Origin of the sequence: Bacillus sp. ISL-57 (assembly GCF_018613135.1) — a bacterium.
Taxonomy (GTDB): domain Bacteria; phylum Bacillota; class Bacilli; order Bacillales; family DSM-1321; genus Peribacillus; species Peribacillus frigoritolerans.
This window is the reverse complement of sequence record NZ_JAGGQV010000012.1, coordinates 18,264-42,111: the sequence shown is the minus strand read 5'-3', so window position 1 is coordinate 42,111 and position 23,848 is coordinate 18,264. Positions and strand designations below refer to the sequence as shown.

Genomic DNA, 23,848 nt, shown 5'->3' with positions numbered 1-23,848 from the left:
AATAATTGAAGAACGCCTTGTGGTTGTTGGTTCGCTTGCTTTGCGACTGTATCTTTCGATTACAGAATAGACTATATCTTCATCCATGGTTTTCATGGAGCTGGGCACTTCGAACAGCTTTTGCTGCCCTACGGATTTCATTGTCATAGCTTTCGCCTTAGACAGTATATCCTAGTCGTTGAACCTTCTCCATCCTTTCGGAATAGGAGCTTGGCTGCTGATTATCCATTGGTTCATCTTCATCATTTTCAAACCTTCACGCTGACCGTTTCCAGTTACGTTGTGGTTGATGAAGCTTTAGGAAGTTCCAGCAATTCACCCAGTAATACTCTAGCTCGTTACCAAGCTAGACGCCCTTCGATCGATTACCTTAAGAGTTGTAAAACTCCTTGAGGCATTTGATTTGATTGAGCTAACATTGCTTGTGCAGCTTGAGAAAGAATTGAGTTCTTAGTTTGGTTCATCATTTCTTTCGCCATATCTACGTCACGGATACGAGATTCCGCAGCTGTTAAGTTTTCAGAAGAAGTACCTAAATTGTTGATTGTGTGCTCTAAACGGTTTTGGAATGCACCAAGTTTAGAACGTTCACTAGAAACACTTTCAATAGCATTATTAATGATAGTGATTGATTTTGCAGCATCTTTCGCTGAAGATATACTTATATTTTTATCAGTTGCACCTGTTGTATCTTTAAGTGCCAAAGCTTCTGCATCCATCTTTTCAATATCCACTTTCACTGTTTGCCCTTCATTTGCACCAATTTGATATGTTGCAGATGAATCAGTTTTAGCCGCTACAGCATTACGAGCTGCTAAAGAATCAATTTTCACAGTGCCTGCTGCAAGGTTATTAGTACCATCATGCACTAATGTTACACCGTTCCCTACAACAGCACTTGCAGTATTACCAGTAGCTAATCGGTAAGTTTTTGTTGAAACAGTACCATCTTCAGCTGTGAACTTGTCAGCTACTGTAAGGTTAGTTGCACTACCCACAACTTTTGTACTACCTGCAAACATTTTACTATACATGTCTCCACCCGTTGCATCAGCGATAACCAAAGCATCGGCAGTAGCATTAGTGTTAATCATAAGCTTACCTTCATCTGACAATGTCGCAGTAGCACCAGTAACTTGTGTGTTAATAGCATTAACTAGGTCTTGAACTGTACTTTCGGTTGTTAAGCCAGTAATTGAAACTGCAGCAGCACCACCGACTTTAATTGTCATATCAGTAGTATCAGTAACACCTAAATCAGTTAGTTTTTGATTAGAAGCAAATTTTAAAGCAGTTTCTTCAGATGACTGCGTTCCAACAGAAATTGTCATCTCATGAGTTCCTACAGTTGTATCAGTGAAAGCACCAGTAACCTTAGAAACTTTAGTACTAGCAGCATCTGTCATAACAGCTGTACCTTCTGCAACAGCAACTTGGGCTGCCTTTTCACCTGAAAGGTCACCATTTAGTAATTTTTTCGTATTAAACTCTGTTGTATTAGCAATTCTATCTGTCTCAGCAATTAATTGGTCTAATTCTTTTTGAAGTTCAGCTCGGTCTTTATCATTATTTGTGTCGGAAGAAGCTTGAACTGATAATTCACGCATGCGTTGAAGGATGTCATGAGTTTCATTTAAAGCACCCTCAGCAGTAGCAATCATGGAAATACCATCTTGAGAATTTTTAGAAGCCATGTCCAAACCACGAATTTGCCCTCGCATTTTTTCAGAGATTGCTAGACCAGCTGCATCGTCCCCAGCTTTGTTAATACGCATACCTGAAGACAATTTCTCCATTGATTTTGATTGGTTTGCAGAAGCACTTGATAACTGACGATGTGTGTTAAGAGCAGCGATATTGTGATTGATGATCATTTTTTGTTTCCTCCTTGAGTTTTAAGTTCCCACGTCCATGTGGTTGTTTACGATGGGCAGTGAATAAGTCGGCCGCCTACTTCACTGCCCTTCGTTGTATACTTAATATCGACCTGCATGGAAACATATTTAGCGGATTTTACGATTTTTTCTTGAAATACTCATTTATGCCTTCCAGAAAATTGGTTTCTGTTTTGGAGGCTTTTCTATTTTCCTGCTGGATGGACAGATAGATTTCCTTCCTATGGATGTCGACGTTTTTCGGGGCATTGATGCCGAGTTTGATCTGATCCCCTTCAATGGACAGGATCGTAATTTCGATATCATCGCCAATCATGATCGCTTCATTCGGTTTTCTGGTCAATACGAGCATCATTTCCCCCCCTGTTCTGCTGGAGGTTCAAACAGTCTGTGCTTTGTACGGTATTCACTAGCGTTCATGATAAATTGCTTTCCTACTTTTTTTGGCCCATTTATGATGATGGGAGCCTGGAGATTCGCCGTCGTTTCATTGAAAGGTTCCTGAATCGTCAAGATGACGAAAGTAATGACTTCCCGTTCCGTTTCTATTTGTAAAGAAGATAACACCTCATCCGTAAGCTTCACTTCGTAATCATGAAACACTTCAAAAGGATCTGTCACGATGAAGGCAAGGTCTGTTGTTTCTATCGATTGCAGAACGAAAAAGGGTGTGTCATCCAAAGCTAGTAAGCAAAACTGTTTTTCTTCTAAAAATCCCGGTATCCCGTTTTCAAATACATAAATCTCTTTCTCTGCCAATTCGATTTCGCCATGAAATTTTGTTTGTAGAATCATCTATGTTTTCACTTCCCTATCTCATCCGGATATAAATGGATGAAATCTATATCCAGCGCATTTTTTTGTAGAATTTCGACATCCGCACTGCCTGGTGTGTATGTATGGGTCGGCCTATTGATTTGAGCATCAATGATCGGTTTTTGGGCGGTTGCTTCAATCTTCACTTGGGCCGGCTGGTAGTCAAGCTTCACACTGAAATGAGAGGGAATCCAGCCGAGGTTGAATCGCTTCTCCGGCCCTTTGCTGTTTGACTTGGCCTGATCAGCGAGTGGGTTACCGCCTTTTTCAATATGCCTCAACTCCGTCCCCTGCTGGGCACGTCTTGCCATACCAGCCAGCCAATCCTGATATCCCTGCTGCGCAAATTCATCGACTCTTACTGAGAGGCTTTTCAAATCCATGTCTTCCCTTGCTTGTGACTGATCGATCGTCAGCTTGCCCGGAGTTGTTTGAATCTCCATGATTGCATGCGGCTGTTCGATTGATTGGACCGCTGCCTTCTGTTCGATTTGCTGTACAGGCTGCTCTATATTCAATCCAATTTTCATTGGGGTGGTTTGCAATCTAATTTGTGGAATTTGCATCATCAACACTCCTTATAGAAAAAAGCTATCCATTTAAGAATAGCTTAACGAAGAAAATCCAATAAACTCGGCTGCATGATTTTTGCGCCGATACTTAATGCCGCACTATGGACACTTTCCTGGGTCGTCAAATCCATGATCGCCTTTTCGATATCGACATCCTCATTTTTCGAAAGGATTTCAGTGGCAAAAACCTCCTGCTGCTTGAGACGGTCCGTCATCAGCTCAATCCGATTTTGCCTTGCGCCAACCTGTGCCTGCATGCCTAAAAACGTATTTATCGTTGCGTCAAGTCCTTCCAGTGTGCCGCTCACGTCACCGCCGTTTTCCAGTGCTTCGATTGTTTTGTCGATGCTTCCGCCGGCAGCAAGTGCATCCCCAAAAATCTTGGAACCGTCCGTATTGATTTTAAGGGAAATCCCGGAAAACACTTCAAGGCTTATGTCGCCTGTGCCATACACCGTATTTCCATTCCCATCTTTAACGGAAGATGGCCTCACATTCGTATCCTGACCGTTGAAAATATATTTCCCGCCTATTTGTGTGTCGCCAAGAGTTATGAGATGTTCTTTTAATTGCTTGATTTCTTCTGTAATGGTTTTCAGTTGTTCCCCTTCATACGTGCCATTGCTGCCTTGAACGGTTAATTCCCGAATCCGCTGCATGGCGGAAACACTTTCCGAAATGGCATCATCCGTGCTGTCAATCCAATTGGTCGCCTCGGCAATGTTACTTTGATACTGCCCTATTTGATTGAGGTTTGTCCTGTACCCCATGCCCATCATGGCCGCAACTGGGTTATCGGATGGCTTGGAGAACTTCTTTTGAGAGGAAACCTGTTCTTGCAGCTTGGACATCTTTTCGTAACTGCTGCTTAAATTGCTCAGCATATTATTGGTTAGCATCGATTGCGTTACCCGCATATTCGTCTCCTCCTATCATCGGCCTACTGTACCCATTCCGTTTATGATTTTGTCGAGCATTTCATCCATCATCGTCATCATTCTTGCAGATGCGTTGTATGCCTGCTGGAATTTGATCATGTCGGTCATTTCTTCATCAAGGGATACGGAACTGACCGACTCCCTATTTTGATTGACTGAAGCAGCAAGGACGACAGAGTTGGAAAGGTTCTTTTGGGCGCTTTGGGAATCCACACCAAGCTTTCCGATGATACCCGAATAATAGGTGTCGAAGCTTCCCGTCAATTCATCGGAGTTTTGGTCTTTAGTCGAGTACTCACTGAACGCTTTCTTTTTAAGGTCAGCCAGGAGTTTGGCATTTTCATTATCCCCGGATGCCCCTCCGCTTTTACCGCCTGCGGCAATTTTTGTGGGATCCTTCACGATTTCACCATTCACCTTGATGCTTTGGGCAGCACTCTTACCAGTTTCAAGTTCAAAGAAGTTCAAAGTTGAAGTGTTGCCATCACCTAAGGAATACCCTTGTTTATGGATCGCATTGAACTCATTCACGAAAGCCGCCGTCATATTATCGAGCTTTTTCAGCATATCAGGATAAGCGCCGCCGGTCGTGCCATCAGCCTTCTTATAGCCGAAGCTTTTGATCAAGCCGGACAGTTCCCCCGAGAAATTGTAATCCGTCAGTGTTTTCGAACCGAACTTCAATCCGTCCACCATACCTGTCGTTTTATCATGGCTAACTTCAACTTTCGAAGTTCCCACCATCCCGGTTTGGTTAACACTGACTAGATTGATGGGCGGCACAAAAGACGAACCGTCTTCTTGCATCAACTCGATATTGTATAGACCTGTGGCCACATCGCTGGCTCTGCCGTAATCCGTCGGAATGACGTTATTCACTTTAATGCTGACAAGCTGTGAAAGATTGTCCACGAGCACATCACGTTTATCATAAAGGTCATTGGGGATATAGCCATGCGGCTCCACTTTGCTGATCTGTTGGTTAAGCTGATCAATACTGCTGATGAGCGTATTGATTTCGTTCGCTTTGACGTTTATCTGATTGCCGATATCCGTTTGAACGTTCGTTAGCGAGTTATAGTAGTAGTTTAGGGTATCCGCGACCATGACGCCCGTCGAGGCAACGACTTCACGCGCCCCGGAGTTTTCCGTATTCGCCGTCAGCCCCTGCAGCGAATTCCAGAACTTCTCCATCGTGGCGGCCAATCCGCTGTCGGTCGGTTCGTTCATGACGCCTTCCATTTTCGTAAGGGATTCGCTCATGGCCCCGTAATAACCGATTTTATTACTTTGTGTCCTGTATTGTGCGTCCAGGAAACTGTCGCGGATCCGTTGAACCGTTTCAGCTGCCACCCCTGTCCCGATTTGGCCGGCAACGCGCGGGCTATTCAAACCAACAGTAGGAAAGCCCGACGTCTGGATCAGATTGACCCGCTGCCTTGAATATCCTAATGTATTGGCATTGGCCACATTATTTCCTGTTGTATACAAGGCCCCTTGAGAGGTGGATAACCCGCGTTTGGCGGTCTCAAGACCCATAAAGGTTGAAATCATTTGCTCGCACCTCCATCTTTTTTCTGCTTTTTATGCTTTGGAATCAAACATTCCCATGCCGATTTTCGTCGTTTTCCCAACCGAATTCCCATAATTCAGGTTCTGGTGCTGAGGTCTCAGCATATCCAAAGAGACATTGATGAATTGAAGGGACTGATAGATCAATTGTTGATTTAAACCGTTCCGCTCCTTCAGCTTTGCCACTTCATCGATCAATGCCGCCTTTAGCATTTGAAGGACTTCCGTTTCTTCTGGTCCTGTCAGTTCCGTCACGGTATGGATGGAGGCAGGCTGTCCCGCCGTTCCATTGGCTCCAAGAAATTCCTCGACTGCCCTTTCTCTTTCCTTATCCGCCTGACTGATCGCTTTAATATGCTTTTGTTCCGAAATCAGCAGGGCACTAATCGCCTCGGTATCATTCGCTTTCAAAATGGCCGTTTTTCTTATCGCCAATTGATTGAAGCTTTTATGAAGCTTGATCAATTTTTCAAGCGATCCGATGATGTTCCGTGCAGTCATTTCGCTGCCTCCTCCGCTCATAAATGAAGGACGGAAACTGGCTCCGTCCACTTCATTCAAGCTTCTTTTTCATGGAAAATTCATTTTCGGTAAAAATCGATGAGACCCTTAGCCGTTGCTTGTGCATTCAATTTATAATTTCCTTTTTCAACCTGGATTTTCAGTTCATCCACTTTTGCTTGTCTTGCAGCAAGAATCGGAGATGATTGCTGCATTTCTTTTGCCGCTGAAGAAATTTCAACTTTATCCGAGGATTTCACCTTGGATTCTTTGATATTCCCCGTTTTATTGGCTTGAAGATTATAAGGGTTAACACCTGTCATACCGACGTTATTGATTTTCATATTCCAGATCCTCTCCTTCGGTCGATTTTATAAATCCCATTATATTTCGATTCCTTAACACATGAAAATGGCTCTGGACTGTGTTATTCTCCCTATCGTTATTATCGACAAGGAACGGATTTCTTTAATTGTTTGCTGTAATCTTTCCTTCGACACCCATTGTCGAATATTGTTCTCAATATCGAATATTTTAACAAAAACGACATCATGTTACCATGATTTATCTTTATTGATCATCCTTCATGTAGTACGTATTTTTTTTATCATTTCCTTTAATTTCAGTCAGGCGCTTTTCCTCATTTTCAAACGCCTGCAAATCCGTACGCAGTGAATCGCTGCATTTGCCGCATAGCCGTCCGCTATTGATGTTGGCGCCACACTTTTCACATGGAATTCCGAGATTGGGAAACTGCGAAATTCTCAGCTTTCCTGTTCTCACAAATTTAATAATTAACGTTTCTTCAACGCCGGTTTCCTTAACCACCTGCATCATGGACGCCGTTCTATTTATTTTCTTGCGAATATAAGCATACACTTTATCATATTGGGCTTCTTCTTCTTTATAACAGGCATCACACACATCACGGAATTTCGTCATAACGAATAACGAATTACAGCTTGGACAGTTGAATACTTCCATTGAGGCCCCTCCTTCACCATCACAGCGATTATTCTTCAGTACTGTATATATCGAATAATCCCGGCGATACTTTAGGAAGTTTTATTAAAATAAGCTTTTTCACCTAGCCAGGGTGATCGATGATACTTCTTTGGCCCCAGCCATTATCAATGCCTTTGCTGCATGCCTGAGAGTTGTGCCTGTCGTGTAAATGTCATCGATGATCAAAATGGATTTATGCTCCAGCAAATCTGATTGCATGACCTGAAAAACCTGCGGTAATGACATTCTCTCTTGACGTGATTTTTTTGATTGTTTTTCGGTATGGATTCTTGTCAAGATCTCAACCGTCTGAAGTCCAACTAGATCTGCCAAAGCCTGTCCCTGGTTGAATCCCCGCTCCTTAAGCCGTTCATGACTAAGCGGGATGACCGTTACCAGGTCAAATTCCATGTCCTTTAACCTTTCTTTCAAAAAAGGGACGAAAACCTCAGCTAATGCATAATCACCACGGTACTTATATTTAGCAATCATGTCTTTTAAGTATTCATTATAGTGAAATAGCGATATGTTCTTCGTCAAATAGCCGCTCCATTCGCTATTTCTTTCCCATCTTGAACAATCGAGACAGAGGTCACCGGTCATATGATCCCTTCCCAGCTCCCTTGAGCACATTGAACATGTTTCTCCTGTTATCTTATTAAGTTTCCCCTCACATCCTTCACAGATTACCCTTGCCTCGGCCTGCTTAAGCAGGCTCCTCCATGTCAAAGCTTGCTTCATTCCTTCATCACAAACTAGACATCTATTCATCCAGCAGCCCCCTTTTCATGGCATTTTTATTCATCATTTGTATATGGTGGACCGCCTTGGCCATCGATTCACTTTTACCGTAATGAAAAAAGGTGACTGTCCCGGAAGGGTTCGCAAAGCTTCTCCCTACCCTGCCGGCTATCTGAACGAGAGCACTATCAGAAAACACTTCATGTTCAGCACCGATCACGGCCACTTCCAGCCGCTCGATTGTAACGCCCCGTTCAAGGATGGTCGTGGTCAGTAATCCCGGAACGAGTCCATTCCTTAAGGCCATTACTTTTTCCTTTCGATCAGGGTGCCTGGAGTGGACAATCGATAATTCAGGAGACAGCCTTTGAAACAGCGGAAGGACTTGCTCCATCACTCTGATGCTTGGAAAAAACAATAGGAAGGGGATATTCTGGTTAAGTCGTTCACTTACCCATGCGTTGATTTTGGAGGGAATCCTTTGTTGAAGAAATAGTTTTTGCCAATTGCCGCTCCACTTCATTTCAGGGACGGGGATAGGCTGGCGATGATAACGGGCCGGGATTATGAAGGCTTTCAATTTGCCGCTTCGGTATAGCCGCTGCATGCTCTTCGAAGGTGTGGCGCTCAAGTAGATGGTTGCCGCGGATACCTTTTTCGATTTATTAACCGCATAATGCAGCGAATCATCCATTGAGTAGGGAAACGCATCGACTTCATCAACGATGATGACATCGAAAGCTTCAATAAAACGGAAAAGCTGATGGGTCGTGGAAACGGTCAGTGGCGAAAAACCATGCCGATCTTCACTGCCGGCATGGAGGGTCGTGACTTCAATGGCAGGAAAAGCTTTTTTTAACCTTGGGGAGAGTTCGAGAACGACATCGGTACGCGGTGTTGCCAAACAAATCCTTTTCCCGGCAAGCAAGGCTGCCTCAATTGCTGGAAATAACACTTCCGTCTTCCCTGCCCCGCAGGTAGCCCGTTCTGAATACTAAAAAAATGCAAACCAAAAAAAAGAAGAGCACAACGTGTTCAGAAAGTGCTGGTAACACTTTTTGAACCATTCGCCTAACTAGACTAGGCAAACTCCTGCTGTACCCTTCACATGCATTTTATTACAGATGCGGATGGTTAGCAATGGTTTGTCTTGATTCAAGCGAACCGTTGCTTTTCTTATTTAAAAGGGAGCAGATTTAGTATGAAGAAACGTATTGACGTAATCGCAAATGATGAATCATATAACAATTTATCTTCTTTCACAGATATTGAAGAATTAAATAAAACAGTACGAGTATACAGAGACATCATTCGTGTGGATATAAAACGTACAGATGTACAATCAAGACTTATTACCTTACTGGAACTATTAAAGCGTCACAGCTGCAAGCAAATCGGTGTGAGCTATATGTGTAAAAATACCATTGCAGCTAAGCTTGAAATTTCTTATAAAACCGTTCAACGTTTAATGAAAAAACTTGAAGACCTTGGCATGATCCGCCAGGTACCTATGAAAAGAAAAAAAGATATGATGCAAACAGCCAACGCTATTATCATCAACCCTGTGAAAGATAAAATGTCCGGCAAGACCCCTGTGAAATTGTCCAAGAAGTGTCCGGCCATTAAAACAACTACATTTTTCTTAAAACAAAATATTAAAAACAATAAACGTAAAGCCGTTGCTCAATTCTCTCATGTGGATAATTCTCTAGAAAACTCTTTAAAACAAGCGAATTTTGTTGCTCATTGGGTTCCAGGTGTATTTAGTAACCTAGTAGGGTCATTCTACGAAAAAGCTGAAACTATACAGGAATTCTGGAAGGTTATTAAGCAGTGTAATAGAGTGGTTGATTATTCTACTAACAAACGGGCATTCACAGGTAAACAAGAATTAGAAATAGGCACCAAAGCATTCAATGAATTTGCTATGAAGGTTAAAAGTGGAGTTAACATGCATAAAGGACCATTTGCTTATTTCAATGGGATTGTAAACAATCTTATGAATAATCTTTACTTTGATGCGGATTTTATGGACAACCTTAATTAATCTCATAAAAGGTTTTTACCCGCCCAGAAAATTTTATTCTTATGGAACTAACAGGGCAGAATAGTTGAACAATAAAAATAGTAAAGGTTAATTTTTCCAATAGGTTTTGATAATATAAATTTAATTCTTTTTATAAGAGGCGAGTTTAGTTGAGTAAAGTACAAAGTTAGATTTAGAAAGAATTATTTTTATTGAAAGAACCTTTGAAGAGTATCTGGATATGTTTTCACTTTCGGTAGAAGAACTGAAGGGAAAAAAATACTGGATTGTCCAGCAGGGGCTTGTTCTTTTACTGCTACTGGTAACAAATCAGGTTTAGATGCAACAGCTTGTGATATTGCGTATTATCATTCGGGTGAAGACCTAAAAATAAAGTTCTTCAGGATATTGAACACGCTATGGAGCATATGCAAAATGCAAAAAGTAATTATATTTGGGAATTTCAAAGATATAGAAGGTCTTAGAAAAAATCGTTTAAGTGCTTTAAACGATTGTGTTAGGGATATGAGGGAATCGAGTGACCGATACATTCCCGTTACTTTCCCTTCCTTACCGTTTAAGGATGGAGAATTTGATATTCTTCTTTCTGCACATTTTCTATTTATGTATGCTGACCGATTAGATTACAAATTTCATATAGGCCGACTCTACATCTTAAAGGAGCGATGCTGATATATAGGGCATCGCTTTTCTTATTCAACTGAATAGTTGATTGCTAATTGGTGAAAGTCCAACCCGGGTAAGTACCATGGGAGTCCGGTTGCTGACAGACGATAGATGGAGAAATCCTAGAGGGATGCCAGTATTCAAAGCCTTTATTTATTGTTTTCGGTTACATCCATTAAGGTGAACCGCAACTTAAATAATAAGTTTTTATAATCTTTGTTTTTGAATTAAATGATACATTGCCCCAATCATTCCTGCGTTATTTCGATGTTTACATAGTTCAACAGGAATCTTAATATCATTCCACCAAGGGAGCTCATCTAGTTGTTTTTTAATAGTAGATAACAAATCCTGTTGGGAGGATACTCCGCCACTAATTAAAATTTTTTGTGGGTTTAAAGTTGCTGCTAGGTTGAAAATTCCATAACTAATATTTCTAGCCCATTCGTCAATAAGTTTTTTTACCGATTTACTTTTAGTAGCCTCTGAAAAAACGGTCTCTCCTTTAACTTTTTCATTTTCACTTATTCCCTTAAGTTTATTATAGCTCCTAATTAAGGCGGAAGTTGAACCTGAGGAGTGCCAAATATCACCGACATTTCCCCCATTTGCTTGAGTAATCATAAAACCAAATTCACCGCCTCTAAATCTGTGACCATGTAAAAGTTTACCGTCAACAAAAATCCCCCCTCCGATTCCAGTGCCAATTGTGACACATATAAAATCGGTACAATTTTGGGCATTCCCACTTGTTTTTTCTGCTATAGCAGCGCAGTTTCCATCATTTTCAATTTCAACCCGTAGAGGAACTTTTGCTTCTAATAAATTCTTTAAATTCTGATTAATTAACGCGGTAACAGCACCTCCTTGTTCTGAGTAACCTGTATACGGGTTAATAAAGCCTGGTAAACTTATAGCTACACCCAACACATGATTATTTCTTAAGTACATATTAATTGTTTCTACCATTTTTATTATAAATTTATCTAGATTTGTACACGGGGTACTGTAACTGCCTTGTGAAAGAATAGTTCCGTCCTCTAATAAGAGTCCGTGTTTTACTTTTGTCCCGCCGACATCAAAAGAAATATACTTTTTCACTTACATTCCTCCTATCATTACCCTATACACCATGGTTTTTATAAAAATATTAAGTAGGTTCGAGGAATTATCACCTCTATTTATATTGAATACGATTCCTAATTTACCATAATAATAGTTCCCTCATCCGATGTCGGTTTTTGGTATTCTTTATGAATTTGTTTTAATACATCTTGAGGTAGTCGCATTAGATCTTTGTTCCTTGCTTTACATGTTTCATAATCTGTATCCACTTGGTAAATTTCTAACGTTAGCCCAAATTCTTTAGCTACACGTCTCCATTGTTTACGACGCTTTCTTGTTCTGTTTGTGGTATCTACAATTACTTTATGACCACTTTTTAGCAACGACCTGACCATAAGTTCAGCTATTTTCCACACTTGTGGCTCAGCCTCAGCTTTATAAATTTGACCATGTAAAGAAAGCCTGAGGTCATCAATGGATACACGTACCCATCCGTGGCTCTGTAGAACTTTAGCATATGTTGATTTACCACTTAATGGGATTCCGCACATGATACCTAGTTTCACATTTCATCTCTCCAAATCAGAAATTGCACCACCCGCACTCAGAAACTGTAAACCCATCTCAAATCATGCATCAGTACATTACTTTATAAAATGCGAACGATTGTTGATTTGAAAGGGGCAAATCAATCAATTTTGTGAAAAAAATTTTATATATAGAGGAATTGGATTTAATATTATTTCCCACTATACATGGGGATTTAATGGGGAACAGTAAACTATTTAGAAAGGGATGATTTAAAGTTGTGTCAAACTTTCTTCAAATTACGTATAGTATCTTCAACACTTGGATTCATCTTTTTATTAATAACAAGGTAGGTGAGGAGAATTTTGTTAGAAAAGGTTTCAATAATAATACCTTTCCAAACAGACAATGGCCCAAGAGCGGAAGCATTTAAATGGATTAAACAGTATTATGAACGTAGCATGCCCGAAGCTGAATTATGCTTGGGTATAATCGATAACGATAAAATTAATAAATCCAAGGCTGTAAACTTAGCAGCTAAAAAAGCAACAAGAGAAATTTTTGTAATTGCTGATGCGGATATCGTTTATGACCCTAAACTTATTGTTAAAGCGATAGAGGTACTTAATGAAGCAGCATGGGTAGTTCCTTTTACTGAAATTTATGATATTGAAAGGTCAGGAACAGAAAGACTACTTAAAACAGAACCAAAGTGGCCTATTGATGTTAAATCTGATGAATGTACCAAAGCAAATTGGATTTACACAGGATTTGCGGGAAAACTTATTGTCATACCCAAAGTGAACTTTGAGGCAGTCGGAGGGTTTGATGAACGGTTTAGTGGCTGGGGAGGCGAAGATGATGCTTTTTCACTTTCTGTCCAGACACTTTGTGGTAAATTAGCGAATATTACAGGAGAAATTTATCACGTATGGCATCCTGTTTCAAACTACGGAACAAATCCAAATGGTAAAGAGAATCTAGAACTTCTCAGCCTTTATAAACGCGCAAGTGGAAATAAGAAGGTAATGACCAATCTTATTTCTGAACGGAAGAATAATATAGAAAAGATACAAATTAATAATATTGAGATTTTAAACAGCAATGAAAATGCATATATGAGATCACCTAAAAGTAAAGTTTGTTTTGCCATCCTTGTTCATGAAAATAGAGAGTTAGTCAAGCAACTAATTAATAATGTCCGTTATTTTTGCCCTAACAGTGCAATCGTCTTATACAACGGGGGATTTGATAGGGCGCTTTGTGAAGGTCTAGGTGTTCCTGTTTGCCCCTCTAGTCGTAAATTAAAGTATGGGCATACTACCATTTATTTTCTTGACACAATGGAATGGTTGGAACAATTAGGGATTCAGTATGAATATTTTATTAATATTGACTCAGATGCTTTGTTTATCAAAAAAGGATATGAAGAATTTATTCAAAATGAAATGAAAGATACGGATTACATGGGGGTGAACTTTAGGATTCCAAGTAAAGATTGGTATATTGGAAGGGAACTTAAGAAAGACGTTAATAGATGGAAGAAATTATTTAATATAGATCCTTTGTATGGAGTTTTCAATGTTGGACAGGTAATTTCGAGGCCTATTGTTAAAGCATTACTTGAACCAGAAAGGAAGGGAAAGTTAAGAAAAGCTTTAATAGAAACCACTTCCTGGGGGATGGATGAGATTTTCTTTGTAAACATGGCAAAGGAACTTGGATTCAGGCAAAAAAAATATCCAAACTCTTTGGACTCAAAGATGATACGTTATCGTCCTTACTTTACAATGGATGAAATGATATACTACCTTACTAACAATAGCGGTTATCTATGTCATCCCATTATTCGAGACAAAGCTGATCCTGTCAGGAGATTAATCCAACATATTGAAAAGGGCCATAATTCAGAACTGTATACAAACAAGGAATATCCATGGTATGAAGACAATCCAAATAATTATTCTATTTCACTTCCGATAAAAGGTAAATTTGGTTTAGAGCTTATCGTTCGCTCAGGTTCTACTTTAACCCACTATTGGCAACACCCGGGGGGGAAATGGTATAAATCTGAGACATTCGCTAGAGATGTTACGGGAATTCCTATATTATTTGAAACTCATTCAGGTGAATTTGGGGTAGTATGCAAATTAATAAATGGTGAAGTTTGCTTTTGGTGGAGAGACATCAATGCCCAGAGTAACCCTTGGTATGGACCATCTGTTTTTCAGCTTGGGAATGTAGATCCGATAAAAAGAAGTGAATTTATTTAGAGTAAATGTATTTGAGTATAAGTCATGCACTCGATTTTTTCATATGATACTCGATCAACATAATGGAGTTAGTATAGTTTCATGGACACATTTTAGTTAAGTCCTTACAAAAAACTTTTAATATGGATCAGGGTAAGGAAAAGTTCCTTACTCTGATCATGAAAATGCTCATAATTTTGCTCATAGTCTTTTTCTCTTTTGTATTAAATTATTTTAAGTGAAAGATAAAAAACCTTTAATATCAATCTAGATGACCAATAAACAATCCAACTTAATAAATTTTATACCAATCCTTCTTCAGCTAAACTGCCCCGTTAGTGCCATAAGAAAAAGCTGTCTTAAAGACAGCTCCGTTCTTAAGCTAACTCAAAAAATTGAAGCTTGCGTTTTATTTAATATGGTCTTTTTCCTGATTATTAGTGTTTAATTTTCATGGTAGTGTGTCTTGTCTGTCCCTCGTAGCCCAAGGAGCAAAAAAACAAGACAAATTAGCTCGAAAATGTGCCAACCAATCCATCACTTTGTCCACTCCTGATTGTTTTCCCTTTCATATGTTATTAAAGTAAGACAAGCTATTGAAAGGGGGATGTAATGATGTCAAGTCGAAATTCATCGAGTCGTCAATCCAGTTCATCTCGTAGAAACAGGTGCAATGGATGTGTATGTAATACTTTACGCCGTTTGCGTCCTGGTACAGAAGTAGACGTTTTTTTATCTGGAGGCACAGTTCTTGAAGATGTTATCTTCCGTGCCTTTGACAACAATACTTGTTGTGCCCGATTCAGAGACGAAGAGACAGAACCTGGTACTGTCATTTTTGTTGACTGCCGAGACATTCAAGCCCTTCGCATCGAGTAATAACATTTAGGGGGATTCTTCACTTTTGAAGAATCTTCTTTTATTAAAGACACTGTATTGAACTATCCTGCCCCTTTAGTTCATTAAGAAATTCAACAACACCTTTTACAGAGCTTCAACAAAAAAAAGAGCCCCTACTCAATACGAGTAAGGGCTATTGATTATGCTGCAAACAATTTAGTGAAAGTAGCTTTACCTGCTTTCTTATCTACAGTTATCTTATTAGCTTTCTGGAATTTAGATAATGCTGATTCAGTATCTTTTCCGAAGATAGAATCAAGTGATCCAGGGTTATATCCTTCCAAATAAAGTGCTGCCTGTAGAATCCATGTAAGATTGCCTTTTGCACCTTTTTCGACTGTGACGATGGCAGCCTTAGTTTTAACTCCCCACTTTCCATCCACAACTAACTTTTTATTAAATTGTTTATTAAGTTCAGTTTGTAGTGCTTTGATAAGTGCTGATTTGGTTTTAAGGCCATTAAATCCATCAACAATAAGACCAGCTTTAAAACGGCTATTTAAGATTTTTTGAATGGATCTGATTGTTTCATCTCCACTGTTCGAAGTTTTGTCTTCCTCATTTTTTTCGGGTTCTACAATAACCTCCTTAGCATTTCCGAAGTTGATTTTCTGACCAATTTTTAGTTTAGTTGGATCTATACCAGGATTCGCTTTAATTAAATCTTCAACTTGCACGCCGCCAGTTCCATCCTTATGTGCAATGCTCCATAAAGTGTCCCCTTCTTGGATAGTATAAACATCAGGTGCCGGAGTTGGTTTGGCTGGATTTTTTGAGCCTTTCCAGTCAAAAGCATCTCTGTAGTTATACTGACAACAAGCTTTCCAGCTATAACCTGGCATTTCATTATGGGCTTTGTCATACTTACCTATCCCATCTATAACAAGTGCAGCGTGTAGATCTGCAATACTTGCAAGAGTAGCATCATCCATCGTGTCATAGCGATAATCACCAGCAACGCAGATACCAAGGGAGAATTGATTGCTATTCCCTACATGGTAGGTCCGACGGTTAATATCATTGGCATATACAATCCTCGCCCTTTTACCATTCGGAGTATTAATTAGATTCTTAGGCTCAATAACAAACGCATAGCCACATCCAGGCCAACCGAGTGTATTTACATGGTAATCCGCGAAGCTTTCAGCATCAGATCCAGCCAAATCCTTATTTGTTAATGAATGATGCCATACACGGTGAGTAATTGATTTGGTTCGCTTTGAATAAGTGCCTTTTGATTTTAATTTACCTCTTTTATCAACCAATTGATGAAGTTTAGTAAAATTCATTTTTCATCGTCTCCTTCTAATTAAAATCCAAAATAAAAAGCCACCCAATGGGCAGCTTATTTTAATCCATTCTTTTTCAAGACTTCTTCTTGTTTCTGTGATTTCTTTGATAACACATATTGATTCTTATATACTCCATACAAAACAAACCCAAGGGGAATGGCCGCTGTTAAAAAATTAATAAATGTATTAATCGTATTTTCATTGAACCATTCAACCTGAAAACCAATTGATTGAAAAAACAAAAGCAGTGCACCAAGTGCACCGCCTATCATTGCTACATATTGTTTTGCTATATCCATTCTATATTCCTCCTTATCCTTTCCAAACAGTGAAGACGATCGCTATTACACCGCCAATAACCGCGGATATAGTTGCTGTAACGATAGCGTTTGTAATAGTTCGCTTTAGCCATTTGGTATCTTCATTAATTTCCTTCAAAGTGTCCTTAATGTCCTTGATGTCTCTTTCGTGAAAATCCGTAACCCTTTTTAATTCAACTATCTTTTCTTTGGATTCTTTATTATCTTTTTTTAGTTCTTCGATGTCTTTTTGGATGGTTTGCTTCCATATGTCCACTCCAATCTCCTCCAATGGCCACTTCCCCCTTTAACATAAAATTCTCTCTATCTCTCTGTATGTCTAGGATGTTTTTATGCATAATAAAAAGCCGCCATAGGCGACTAGGATTTTGTTTTTATTTATAATTAGTGTACCTTAATAAGCCATTCCATATCGTTAAGTTCACTGTTTATATATGAATATAGCTCTGTTACTCTCCCTTTAGCTTTTTCAACATCTTCATCAGGTAGCCAATGAGTAACTTCTTCAGGTTTAAATGACTTTTCTCTTAAAAATGCCGTGTAAAACATGGTCTCATTGTCCATAACATCTTTATATTTCATGATCTTAATAATATCTTTATCAAAACAAAACTCACTTACTTCCTTGCTTTTATACTTCATTTCAATCACAGATATTATCTTTTTTACACAATCACTTAATTGTACAAGGGATGTTTTATTGGGATCGACTTCCACGACTACTAAGTCAATTCTTTCTTCTAGAAATTTAAATTCGGTATAAATTCTTATATTATTATCTATTAAAAATCTTTCTCCTAGCCTCATTCTCAAATGATAATAGAATGAGTTTTTCAAAGTATCTTCTTTGAGTAAAAATTTATCATTATAATCCTTTTGAATATCTTTTTTCCACACAGCCTTAATCGCGGAATCAATTACTTCTTTTACGTATAACTCCATTTTGACATTCACCTACATTTCCGAATAATAATTGTCAATACAAACGCCTACTGTAACATTGTCCAATATTTCCAATTAAAATTCAATGAAATTAAAAGCCCCCCTTCACGAATGCTTATAAGTAACCCGCGTAACGATTGACTTTTCCGGTTTACTACTACTCGGTAGGGGCTTAGAATTCCTCTGTTACTTCTTCTGATAATCCCAAAGCTTCTCGAACTTCGCTCTGATAACTTGAAGGAACCTTTTCGATGGATAAAAGTCCGTATCTAACTGCAGTAATATAAAAATTAGGCATTTACGTTTCCCTCCAATTCTTCAATTCTTTGTTCCATTTCGAAAACCTTTTTCATTAATTCCGCATTAACCTGGGCCATTGTTTCCGTATTGACAATTAAAAAAGCCGTTACTTCAGCAAGGGAAGAAACGTCTTGATTGATTAGGGATTTACCTTTTTGTTCCTCGACTTCACGATCATATTCCTCACGAGTCTTTCCGACTGCTACCAAAACTCTATCTAATAATTCATCCATTACAGGCCACCAGCTTTCAATCTTTTTAAAACGTCATATAATAACATGGCGTTAATACTAACGTTTGTTGCGGTATCCTCAACTTTTTTCACTGTATCTTCCAACGCCCCACGAATGTTATTGGCAAATGAGGCTAGGGCATTTACCACGTTTACAGTGTATTTTTCACGATCATAAACCTGGTATGTTACGGTGTATTCAGCTGTTGGGTCGTAGTCTGCTTTTTCTATATATAATCGATGTTTCCCGTAGGCATTATTATCATATAGAGAAACCCATTTATTATCTGGAATTGAATTTTTATATACTGCAAGTATTTTGTTAACAGGGGATTTAGATAATTTCGAACCATATACAACATCATTTATATAGTAACGAGTGTTAGTTGCGCCATTTAAAGATGGTGTAACCTTCTCCCGCACAATAATCCCGGACCCAACTTCGATTTGTGTTAATCCATTAACTGAAATATCGCCTTCGACTTTATCATTGGCGTTTTCCATTACAGGTGAAGCTAATATATAGCTAAGTTTATAAGGTGTAAAGTTTGGCACTTTATTTGCTGATACATAAGCAAGGGTTTGTGTCGGTGCATCTGCTCCATCAACTAGTGACTTCCAAGCTGTCGGTTTTCCTGTTCCGTCTATGGTCTTCGCTTGCCATCCATTAAAGTACGCTTTGATTTCGTCAGCTATCGGTGTATATGTTTCTCCCCAACCTGTTTCTGTATCAGAAAGTGATATATATAACTTATTATCATTGGCAATATTGAACTTATCAGCCACATCATAGATATAAGATGGCGATACATGTCTTAACGATTTCCCATCAAACTTATTTAATATATGAGTGGCGGCAATTGTATTCGCATTCCCAAACACATTCCCACAACCGACTTGTTTAAATCCGGGATAATCATTAGTAAATAACCAGTTCAAGGATCCGTCTAAAATGACGTCCTTCTCAATCTCTTTTCTCAACTTCCAATCCTGACCGTCCTTATATAAACGATCTTTTGCTGTACCAATCTGCCCTAACTTAGTCTGTGCATACAAGTATGAAGGGTTTCTCGGAACAAATGGTTTCTTTACGGTTCCAACCGTTAACATCAAGTTTTTAAATGTTACTTTACCAATAAATCCACCCGTATTCCGAACACCTAATGTCATCATTTTTGCATTCACTGGCGGTTTTAAAATCGTTGGTTGTGTTCTATCATAAACACCGGAAATATATGCATTATTAGCATCGAAGTATTCCACATAGAATCCACCGTTCGCCACTTCATCCATATATGCAATATAAGATTGTTCCGCAACTATAGGGAATTTTGAAGCCATGGAACTCTGGTTGCTTCCTGTAGAGTTTAATTCTAACTCATACGGAGAGATAGCTTTAGCATTTGCATGAATCGTCCATTCATTAAAGGGAGGGGCCATATTTTCACCCTCTGCCATAATTACTGGGTTCTGTAAATGCTGTACACCCTGGACTTTTGGATAACGGTTAATTACTTCCGTATCGTTCCAGTCCACCAAAATTTTCGTGTATTCATCGGCAGGAACTTCGTACAAAGGAATACATGGATCAAATAATACTGCCCCTTGTTTCAGTCCAATTTCCAGTTCTGCATAGTCGGTATTGATTATAGAAGGTGTTACCCCGTCAGAAGCTTCGGCATATGCTATGAAGTGTATGAAACCGTTAGGGTCTACCCGCAAAGTAAACTGTGTGCTGTTTATAAATAGTTTTCCTACTGAGCTATTTGTGTTAGTGGTAATTGAATCCCACACTTGCGTATCTACACGCCATATTGCGATATTTGATCTATTGCCTCCAACGCCATTTCCTAGACCGTACCAATTGAAAGTAAGTCCTGAAAGGTTATCCTTTAACCACTGCACTTTGCCCGCAACGTCTTGGCGCGGTATACGGCCTATTTGTCTCTCAACTTCGGCTATAAGGTCGAATGAAAAAAGGTGCTGCGCTATATTCCCATTCTTTGAATTACTAAGGGCTGTTAATCCCCCATCTAATTTTGTTACATAACCATAAATATTTCCGTCGCTTTCCAAAGGGAAGCTTGAAGGCGATAGAAGCACGTTTTCATTTCCGGTGGCTCCATATTGAGTCCTTTTCATGATATGTGGATTCTCTAACGTACTGCCGCTAACTTTGCCCTCGAAATTCGCAATGCGAGTGATTTGAGGTTTTCCGTTTTCTCCAGTGAACTTGGATACACCTTGATAAGTATTATTCGTAAATTTAAGCTTTGTTCTTTTATCAGCAAGTACATAATTCTTTAAAGGATCTAATGGAGTGTTCCCCAAAGAAACAAGAGTCCGTCCTTCAATCTGAATGTCTACAGGCGCCGTGTTATTTCCGTTTAAGATAGATACACCATGCTGTAAGGTTTGGGTAGCTCGTCCTGCTCCTTCCAGCTGGGCGTGTGCGTCTTCTATTCCTTTTTCAATCTTATTTAAATTTGTTGCACTTACCGGTGTTCCTTGCTGAATAATGGATCCGGTTGTCGCATCCACCACGTGATCTTTCCATTCTGTTTTTGCATAAACCATTTAACTCACATCCCTTACACTCTTTTGATTGTATATTTAAAGGCAACGAGCAATCCGTTGATTCCTGATTTAGAAATGTTGTCAGGTTGATCGTCAAAAATAGCGCCATCCTGATCCACTAATTGAAACTTTGTAATAGAACCACTAATTTCATCATTAAAGTACAAATAGAAAGTGATAATATCACCACTTTCATTTATGCTAAAAATAGGCGTTGTCTTGGTTGAACCGTTTATAATATAGCGACCTTCTTTAATTAATCCTTTTAACCAATTCTTCATCTTGGTGTGTCCAGTTGTACTGATAGCCATTAAGAGTTAACCCCCTTTCCTGCCACGAATGTCCCACAGATATAATTCCATTTGGTTAATGCAGTAAATTGAGAGGAAGCTTCAATGTTTTGATCATAATAACGGCCTTCTTGTTCATATTTTTTTTCGTATCCCGTTAAAAGTTGTTGCGGCATTAAGCTTTCCGAAATAACTGGATATGAACTAGATACTTTTATGACTTCCTGAGAAGTGTCTAATGAACCTCCAAAATAGCTGGTAAAATCATTTGGTGGTGTCTTTGAGAAAGGCATGGTTTCTCCAGCATAAATAGCAGCCGTAAATGGATACGTACTGCTGCTTTTTTCTATAGGACTGGATTTAACTTGAACCTCTCTCTCAACAATCCGGCCAAGTGTCGATATTGTCGGCCATTTGCCAGCCACTGCCACACCACAAATCAACTGCAAATGAATATTATTGTTTTCTTCTTCGTTTCGGACAGCTTGAATTTGAAAGCCGCCATCCCCTTTAAACAAAACCCCCTCTAAACGAGAGCTCTTTCTTTTGGTTGTTTCGATAAGGCGAAATAACCGGGCGATATCTACTTCACTTTTAAAGGTTTCATCTGTTTCAATCCTGAAATAATATGGATCCCCTCCATATTCAAACCATTCTCTTACTCTGGCATTTTTGAAGAATATACCTGCGACTTCTTCAATGGCTGCTGGTGTTCCTTTTAATTGATGGACGATCTGTGCTCTATCTATTAATGCTCTTTTTTCTTCCACCGACATTGTTGTTTCATAGAAATCCACTATTTCTTCATACGCGATGAAGTCCAATAAATTGTCGGGGATTCCTTCAAATTGCTTAATTAGTTTCGTTTTTTCATAAATCATCTGAAAGATGGGCGTCAAGGCATCTGCCATAGCCACTATTTCAGTATCCTTTTTTAAAGATGGGGGAATAAAATCTCGAAGTTCAAAGTTATTTAAGGTCTTAATCATTTATAACTCCCCCAAATGTAACTGTGACCAGCCTTGCTTTTCCAACTTGCGTTTTGGTTAGAGGAATAAAAGAAGAGGGACTGTTTATTGAAATTCTTTTCCCCCCTGCTTCCTGTATTCTGGCGTTTAATTCACTTGAATCGATTCCTCTACCCAATTTACTTTTTTGCCATATTTGATAATCTTCTATCGCTTGATTAACTGCGTTTTGTATATCTGGTAGTACATTTGCTTTTTCAGAAGAAACATAATACGTAGCTTCAATGTCGTAAAAAATTTCTTCCGGTTTTTGAACAACTACATGATCAGTTAAAGGTCTAACTGTACGATGATTTAGCTTTTCGAATACCTGATTTATAATCAAATCGTCTGGAATTGCCCCATTCTCTAAAAGAGGCACAACAATTATTCTTCCCTCGCTAGGCGAAAAAACGGAAACGTCAATGATTAATGAATTAGCTGATTTCGCATGGTATAGGTAAGCGTCTTCCGGACCTGCAGTACTATATTGTGAATTTGCACGACGAATACGGTCTGCGTAGGAATCATCATCTTCCCAATCGACCCCACCTTCAGTTTTCGTTAGATTATATGCTCTCGAAACCCATGGTAAAGGATCCACTAAATCTGCTATTTGTCCAGGGGAAAAATCATTTCCCACTGTACCGACTTCTTCACATACACCAGGAATGTCGACTATAGTAGTACCGGATTTCACGACTTTTTCTTCAATTGTATAGAAAATGATTTCATTGATAGAGAAACGGGTCCCATTTGGAATCGAGAAGTCAACCGGGCTTTCCACTTCAAATCGAAAAGTGGTGGTTGCTGCTATCGGCTCCAATCGAAATACATTTTTCTTTACCCCTAAATGGTCCAAAAAGTTGTCTGTTGAATAGGCCAGAAGATTTTGTTTTCCGGTAAAGTCGATATTATTTGCCAATGTCGTACCAATAAAGGCAATCGAAGCAATAAATTTTCTTCGAGGATCGGATTCAGTTAACGTTACCCCTTGTAATGCTTCGAACTTTGAGATAGCCATATTCTCCAATTCTTCGGCATCGACTTCAACAAACTCAATATCTGGTAAATTAAATCTGGCTTCCATCATTAATCACCACCTTTACGCGGGGAAATATTTTACCAGTCTCAAACTCTTCGTCAAATGAAACTTCTTCAATAGAAATTTCAGGTATGGTTTTTTCTAGGACTTCAACAATTTGGGCAGACATAAGCACTTTTGCTTGTTCGCTTGGATCATCAATAGGGGGTTCCCACCCAAATTCACGGTCCATGAAACAAGTATTTATAACCGTAGAAAGAACAAATTGCGCATTTTGTAAGATGGCTAAGTTGCCAGTAGCTCCAAAATCGATAACTTTCAAGGGGATTATTTCATACATACTCA

Annotated in this window: 26 protein-coding genes and 3 pseudogenes; 3 read left to right on the top strand and 26 right to left on the bottom strand. The window is 39.1% G+C overall.

All coding sequences use genetic code 11. The features are described from left to right. Window positions 1-365: 365 nt before the first annotated feature. The 13 genes and pseudogenes from J7I90_RS28280 to J7I90_RS27820 all read right to left on the bottom strand — a co-directional run. Window positions 366-623: pseudogene (locus J7I90_RS28280) on the bottom strand (flagellin); the annotation flags it as partial. Between the two features lie 897 nt (window positions 624-1,520). Then, window positions 1,521-1,874 (bottom strand): annotated as a pseudogene (locus tag J7I90_RS28275) (flagellin N-terminal helical domain-containing protein); the annotation flags it as partial. 139 nt (window positions 1,875-2,013) lie between these two features. Continuing rightward, window positions 2,014-2,247 carry a carbon storage regulator CsrA gene (gene csrA / locus J7I90_RS16805; RefSeq protein WP_063595761.1) on the bottom strand — a complete coding sequence of 78 codons (234 nt, stop codon included), beginning with the start codon at window positions 2,245-2,247 and terminating at the stop codon, window positions 2,014-2,016. Beyond that, entirely contained in the window at window positions 2,247-2,690 is a 444-nt protein-coding gene (fliW, locus tag J7I90_RS16800; RefSeq protein ID WP_214772975.1) for a flagellar assembly protein FliW, read from the bottom strand. The genes csrA and fliW overlap by 1 nt, the downstream gene beginning before the upstream one ends. 8 nt (window positions 2,691-2,698) lie before the next feature. Next, window positions 2,699-3,277 carry a DUF6470 family protein gene (locus tag J7I90_RS16795; RefSeq protein WP_214772974.1) on the bottom strand — a complete coding sequence of 193 codons (579 nt, stop codon included), beginning with the start codon at window positions 3,275-3,277 and terminating at the stop codon, window positions 2,699-2,701. Window positions 3,278-3,321: 44 nt separating this feature from the next. Then, window positions 3,322-4,200, bottom strand: a complete 879-nt coding sequence (flgL, locus tag J7I90_RS16790; protein WP_214772973.1) for a flagellar hook-associated protein FlgL — start codon at window positions 4,198-4,200, stop codon at window positions 3,322-3,324. 15 nt (window positions 4,201-4,215) lie between these two features. Next, complete coding sequence (flgK, locus tag J7I90_RS16785) at window positions 4,216-5,775, bottom strand: flagellar hook-associated protein FlgK (RefSeq protein ID WP_214772972.1); 1,560 nt, start codon at window positions 5,773-5,775, stop codon at window positions 4,216-4,218. Window positions 5,776-5,805: 30 nt separating this feature from the next. Next, the gene (locus J7I90_RS16780; protein ID WP_214772971.1) at window positions 5,806-6,294 is read right to left on the bottom strand and encodes a flagellar protein FlgN; all 489 of its coding nucleotides are present in this window, start codon (window positions 6,292-6,294) and stop codon (window positions 5,806-5,808) included. 80 nt (window positions 6,295-6,374) lie between these two features. Continuing rightward, complete coding sequence (flgM, locus tag J7I90_RS16775) at window positions 6,375-6,638, bottom strand: flagellar biosynthesis anti-sigma factor FlgM (RefSeq protein WP_063595755.1); 264 nt, start codon at window positions 6,636-6,638, stop codon at window positions 6,375-6,377. Between the two features lie 226 nt (window positions 6,639-6,864). Further along, the gene (locus J7I90_RS16770) at window positions 6,865-7,278 is read right to left on the bottom strand and encodes a TIGR03826 family flagellar region protein (RefSeq protein WP_214772970.1); all 414 of its coding nucleotides are present in this window, start codon (window positions 7,276-7,278) and stop codon (window positions 6,865-6,867) included. A 99-nt stretch (window positions 7,279-7,377) separates the two neighbouring features. Then, complete coding sequence (locus J7I90_RS16765; RefSeq protein WP_214772969.1) at window positions 7,378-8,070, bottom strand: ComFC family protein; 693 nt, start codon at window positions 8,068-8,070, stop codon at window positions 7,378-7,380. Beyond that, window positions 8,063-8,563, bottom strand: coding sequence for a helicase-related protein (locus tag J7I90_RS27825; RefSeq protein ID WP_285289446.1), 501 nt, complete (start codon window positions 8,561-8,563; stop codon window positions 8,063-8,065). The genes J7I90_RS16765 and J7I90_RS27825 overlap by 8 nt, the downstream gene beginning before the upstream one ends. A gap of 87 nt (window positions 8,564-8,650) precedes the next feature. Then, window positions 8,651-9,010 (bottom strand): annotated as a pseudogene (locus tag J7I90_RS27820) (DEAD/DEAH box helicase); the annotation flags it as partial. A 231-nt stretch (window positions 9,011-9,241) separates the two neighbouring features. Between J7I90_RS27820 and J7I90_RS16755 the strand changes: the two are divergent. After that, window positions 9,242-10,087 (top strand): helix-turn-helix domain-containing protein, encoded by an 846-nt coding sequence (locus J7I90_RS16755; protein ID WP_214772967.1) that lies wholly within the window; start codon window positions 9,242-9,244, stop codon window positions 10,085-10,087. Between the two features lie 873 nt (window positions 10,088-10,960). Here the strand turns inward: J7I90_RS16755 and J7I90_RS16750 are convergent. Both J7I90_RS16750 and J7I90_RS16745 read right to left on the bottom strand, forming a co-directional pair. After that, on the bottom strand, window positions 10,961-11,854 hold the full coding sequence (locus J7I90_RS16750; RefSeq protein ID WP_214772966.1) for an ROK family protein: 894 nt from the start codon (window positions 11,852-11,854) through the stop codon (window positions 10,961-10,963). Between the two features lie 98 nt (window positions 11,855-11,952). Further along, a complete protein-coding gene (locus J7I90_RS16745; protein WP_214772965.1) occupies window positions 11,953-12,384 on the bottom strand; it encodes an AAA family ATPase in 432 nt (143 codons plus the stop codon). A 327-nt stretch (window positions 12,385-12,711) separates the two neighbouring features. Here J7I90_RS16745 and J7I90_RS16740 point away from each other — a divergent pair, with 327 nt between their 5' ends. Together J7I90_RS16740 and J7I90_RS27470 are read left to right on the top strand one after the other, a co-directional pair. Then, window positions 12,712-14,619 (top strand): galactosyltransferase-related protein, encoded by a 1,908-nt coding sequence (locus J7I90_RS16740; protein ID WP_214772964.1) that lies wholly within the window; start codon window positions 12,712-12,714, stop codon window positions 14,617-14,619. Window positions 14,620-15,210: 591 nt separating this feature from the next. Continuing rightward, a complete protein-coding gene (locus J7I90_RS27470) occupies window positions 15,211-15,477 on the top strand; it encodes a hydrolase (RefSeq protein WP_082609221.1) in 267 nt (88 codons plus the stop codon). 161 nt (window positions 15,478-15,638) lie between these two features. On the opposite strand, the gene J7I90_RS16735 is transcribed toward J7I90_RS27470, so the two are convergent. The 11 genes from J7I90_RS16735 to J7I90_RS16690 form a co-directional block, all read right to left on the bottom strand. Next, complete coding sequence (locus tag J7I90_RS16735; RefSeq protein WP_214772963.1) at window positions 15,639-16,787, bottom strand: peptidoglycan-binding protein; 1,149 nt, start codon at window positions 16,785-16,787, stop codon at window positions 15,639-15,641. A 56-nt stretch (window positions 16,788-16,843) separates the two neighbouring features. Continuing rightward, complete coding sequence (locus tag J7I90_RS16730; protein ID WP_214772962.1) at window positions 16,844-17,089, bottom strand: phage holin; 246 nt, start codon at window positions 17,087-17,089, stop codon at window positions 16,844-16,846. Window positions 17,090-17,102: 13 nt separating this feature from the next. Then, on the bottom strand, window positions 17,103-17,381 hold the full coding sequence (locus J7I90_RS16725; protein WP_251025342.1) for a hemolysin XhlA family protein: 279 nt from the start codon (window positions 17,379-17,381) through the stop codon (window positions 17,103-17,105). Window positions 17,382-17,494: 113 nt separating this feature from the next. Further along, on the bottom strand, window positions 17,495-18,052 hold the full coding sequence (locus J7I90_RS16720) for a hypothetical protein (RefSeq protein ID WP_214772961.1): 558 nt from the start codon (window positions 18,050-18,052) through the stop codon (window positions 17,495-17,497). A 172-nt stretch (window positions 18,053-18,224) separates the two neighbouring features. Beyond that, window positions 18,225-18,350: a hypothetical protein gene (locus tag J7I90_RS27815; protein ID WP_285289441.1), complete on the bottom strand. Its 126-nt coding sequence runs from the start codon at window positions 18,348-18,350 to the stop codon at window positions 18,225-18,227. Beyond that, entirely contained in the window at window positions 18,343-18,585 is a 243-nt protein-coding gene (locus J7I90_RS16715) for a hypothetical protein (RefSeq protein ID WP_214772960.1), read from the bottom strand. The genes J7I90_RS27815 and J7I90_RS16715 overlap by 8 nt, the downstream gene beginning before the upstream one ends. Continuing rightward, window positions 18,585-21,161, bottom strand: a complete 2,577-nt coding sequence (locus J7I90_RS27465; RefSeq protein WP_251025341.1) for a hypothetical protein — start codon at window positions 21,159-21,161, stop codon at window positions 18,585-18,587. The genes J7I90_RS16715 and J7I90_RS27465 overlap by 1 nt, the downstream gene beginning before the upstream one ends. A 14-nt stretch (window positions 21,162-21,175) precedes the next feature. Beyond that, window positions 21,176-21,472, bottom strand: a complete 297-nt coding sequence (locus tag J7I90_RS16705; protein ID WP_214772959.1) for a hypothetical protein — start codon at window positions 21,470-21,472, stop codon at window positions 21,176-21,178. Then, complete coding sequence (locus J7I90_RS16700; protein ID WP_214772958.1) at window positions 21,472-22,440, bottom strand: phage tail protein I; 969 nt, start codon at window positions 22,438-22,440, stop codon at window positions 21,472-21,474. The genes J7I90_RS16705 and J7I90_RS16700 overlap by 1 nt, the downstream gene beginning before the upstream one ends. Further along, window positions 22,433-23,551 (bottom strand): baseplate assembly protein, encoded by a 1,119-nt coding sequence (locus J7I90_RS16695; RefSeq protein ID WP_214772957.1) that lies wholly within the window; start codon window positions 23,549-23,551, stop codon window positions 22,433-22,435. The genes J7I90_RS16700 and J7I90_RS16695 overlap by 8 nt, the downstream gene beginning before the upstream one ends. After that, a complete protein-coding gene (locus tag J7I90_RS16690; protein WP_214772956.1) occupies window positions 23,532-23,843 on the bottom strand; it encodes a hypothetical protein in 312 nt (103 codons plus the stop codon). Before J7I90_RS16690 ends, J7I90_RS16695 begins: the two co-directional genes overlap by 20 nt. Window positions 23,844-23,848: the final 5 nt, after the last annotated feature.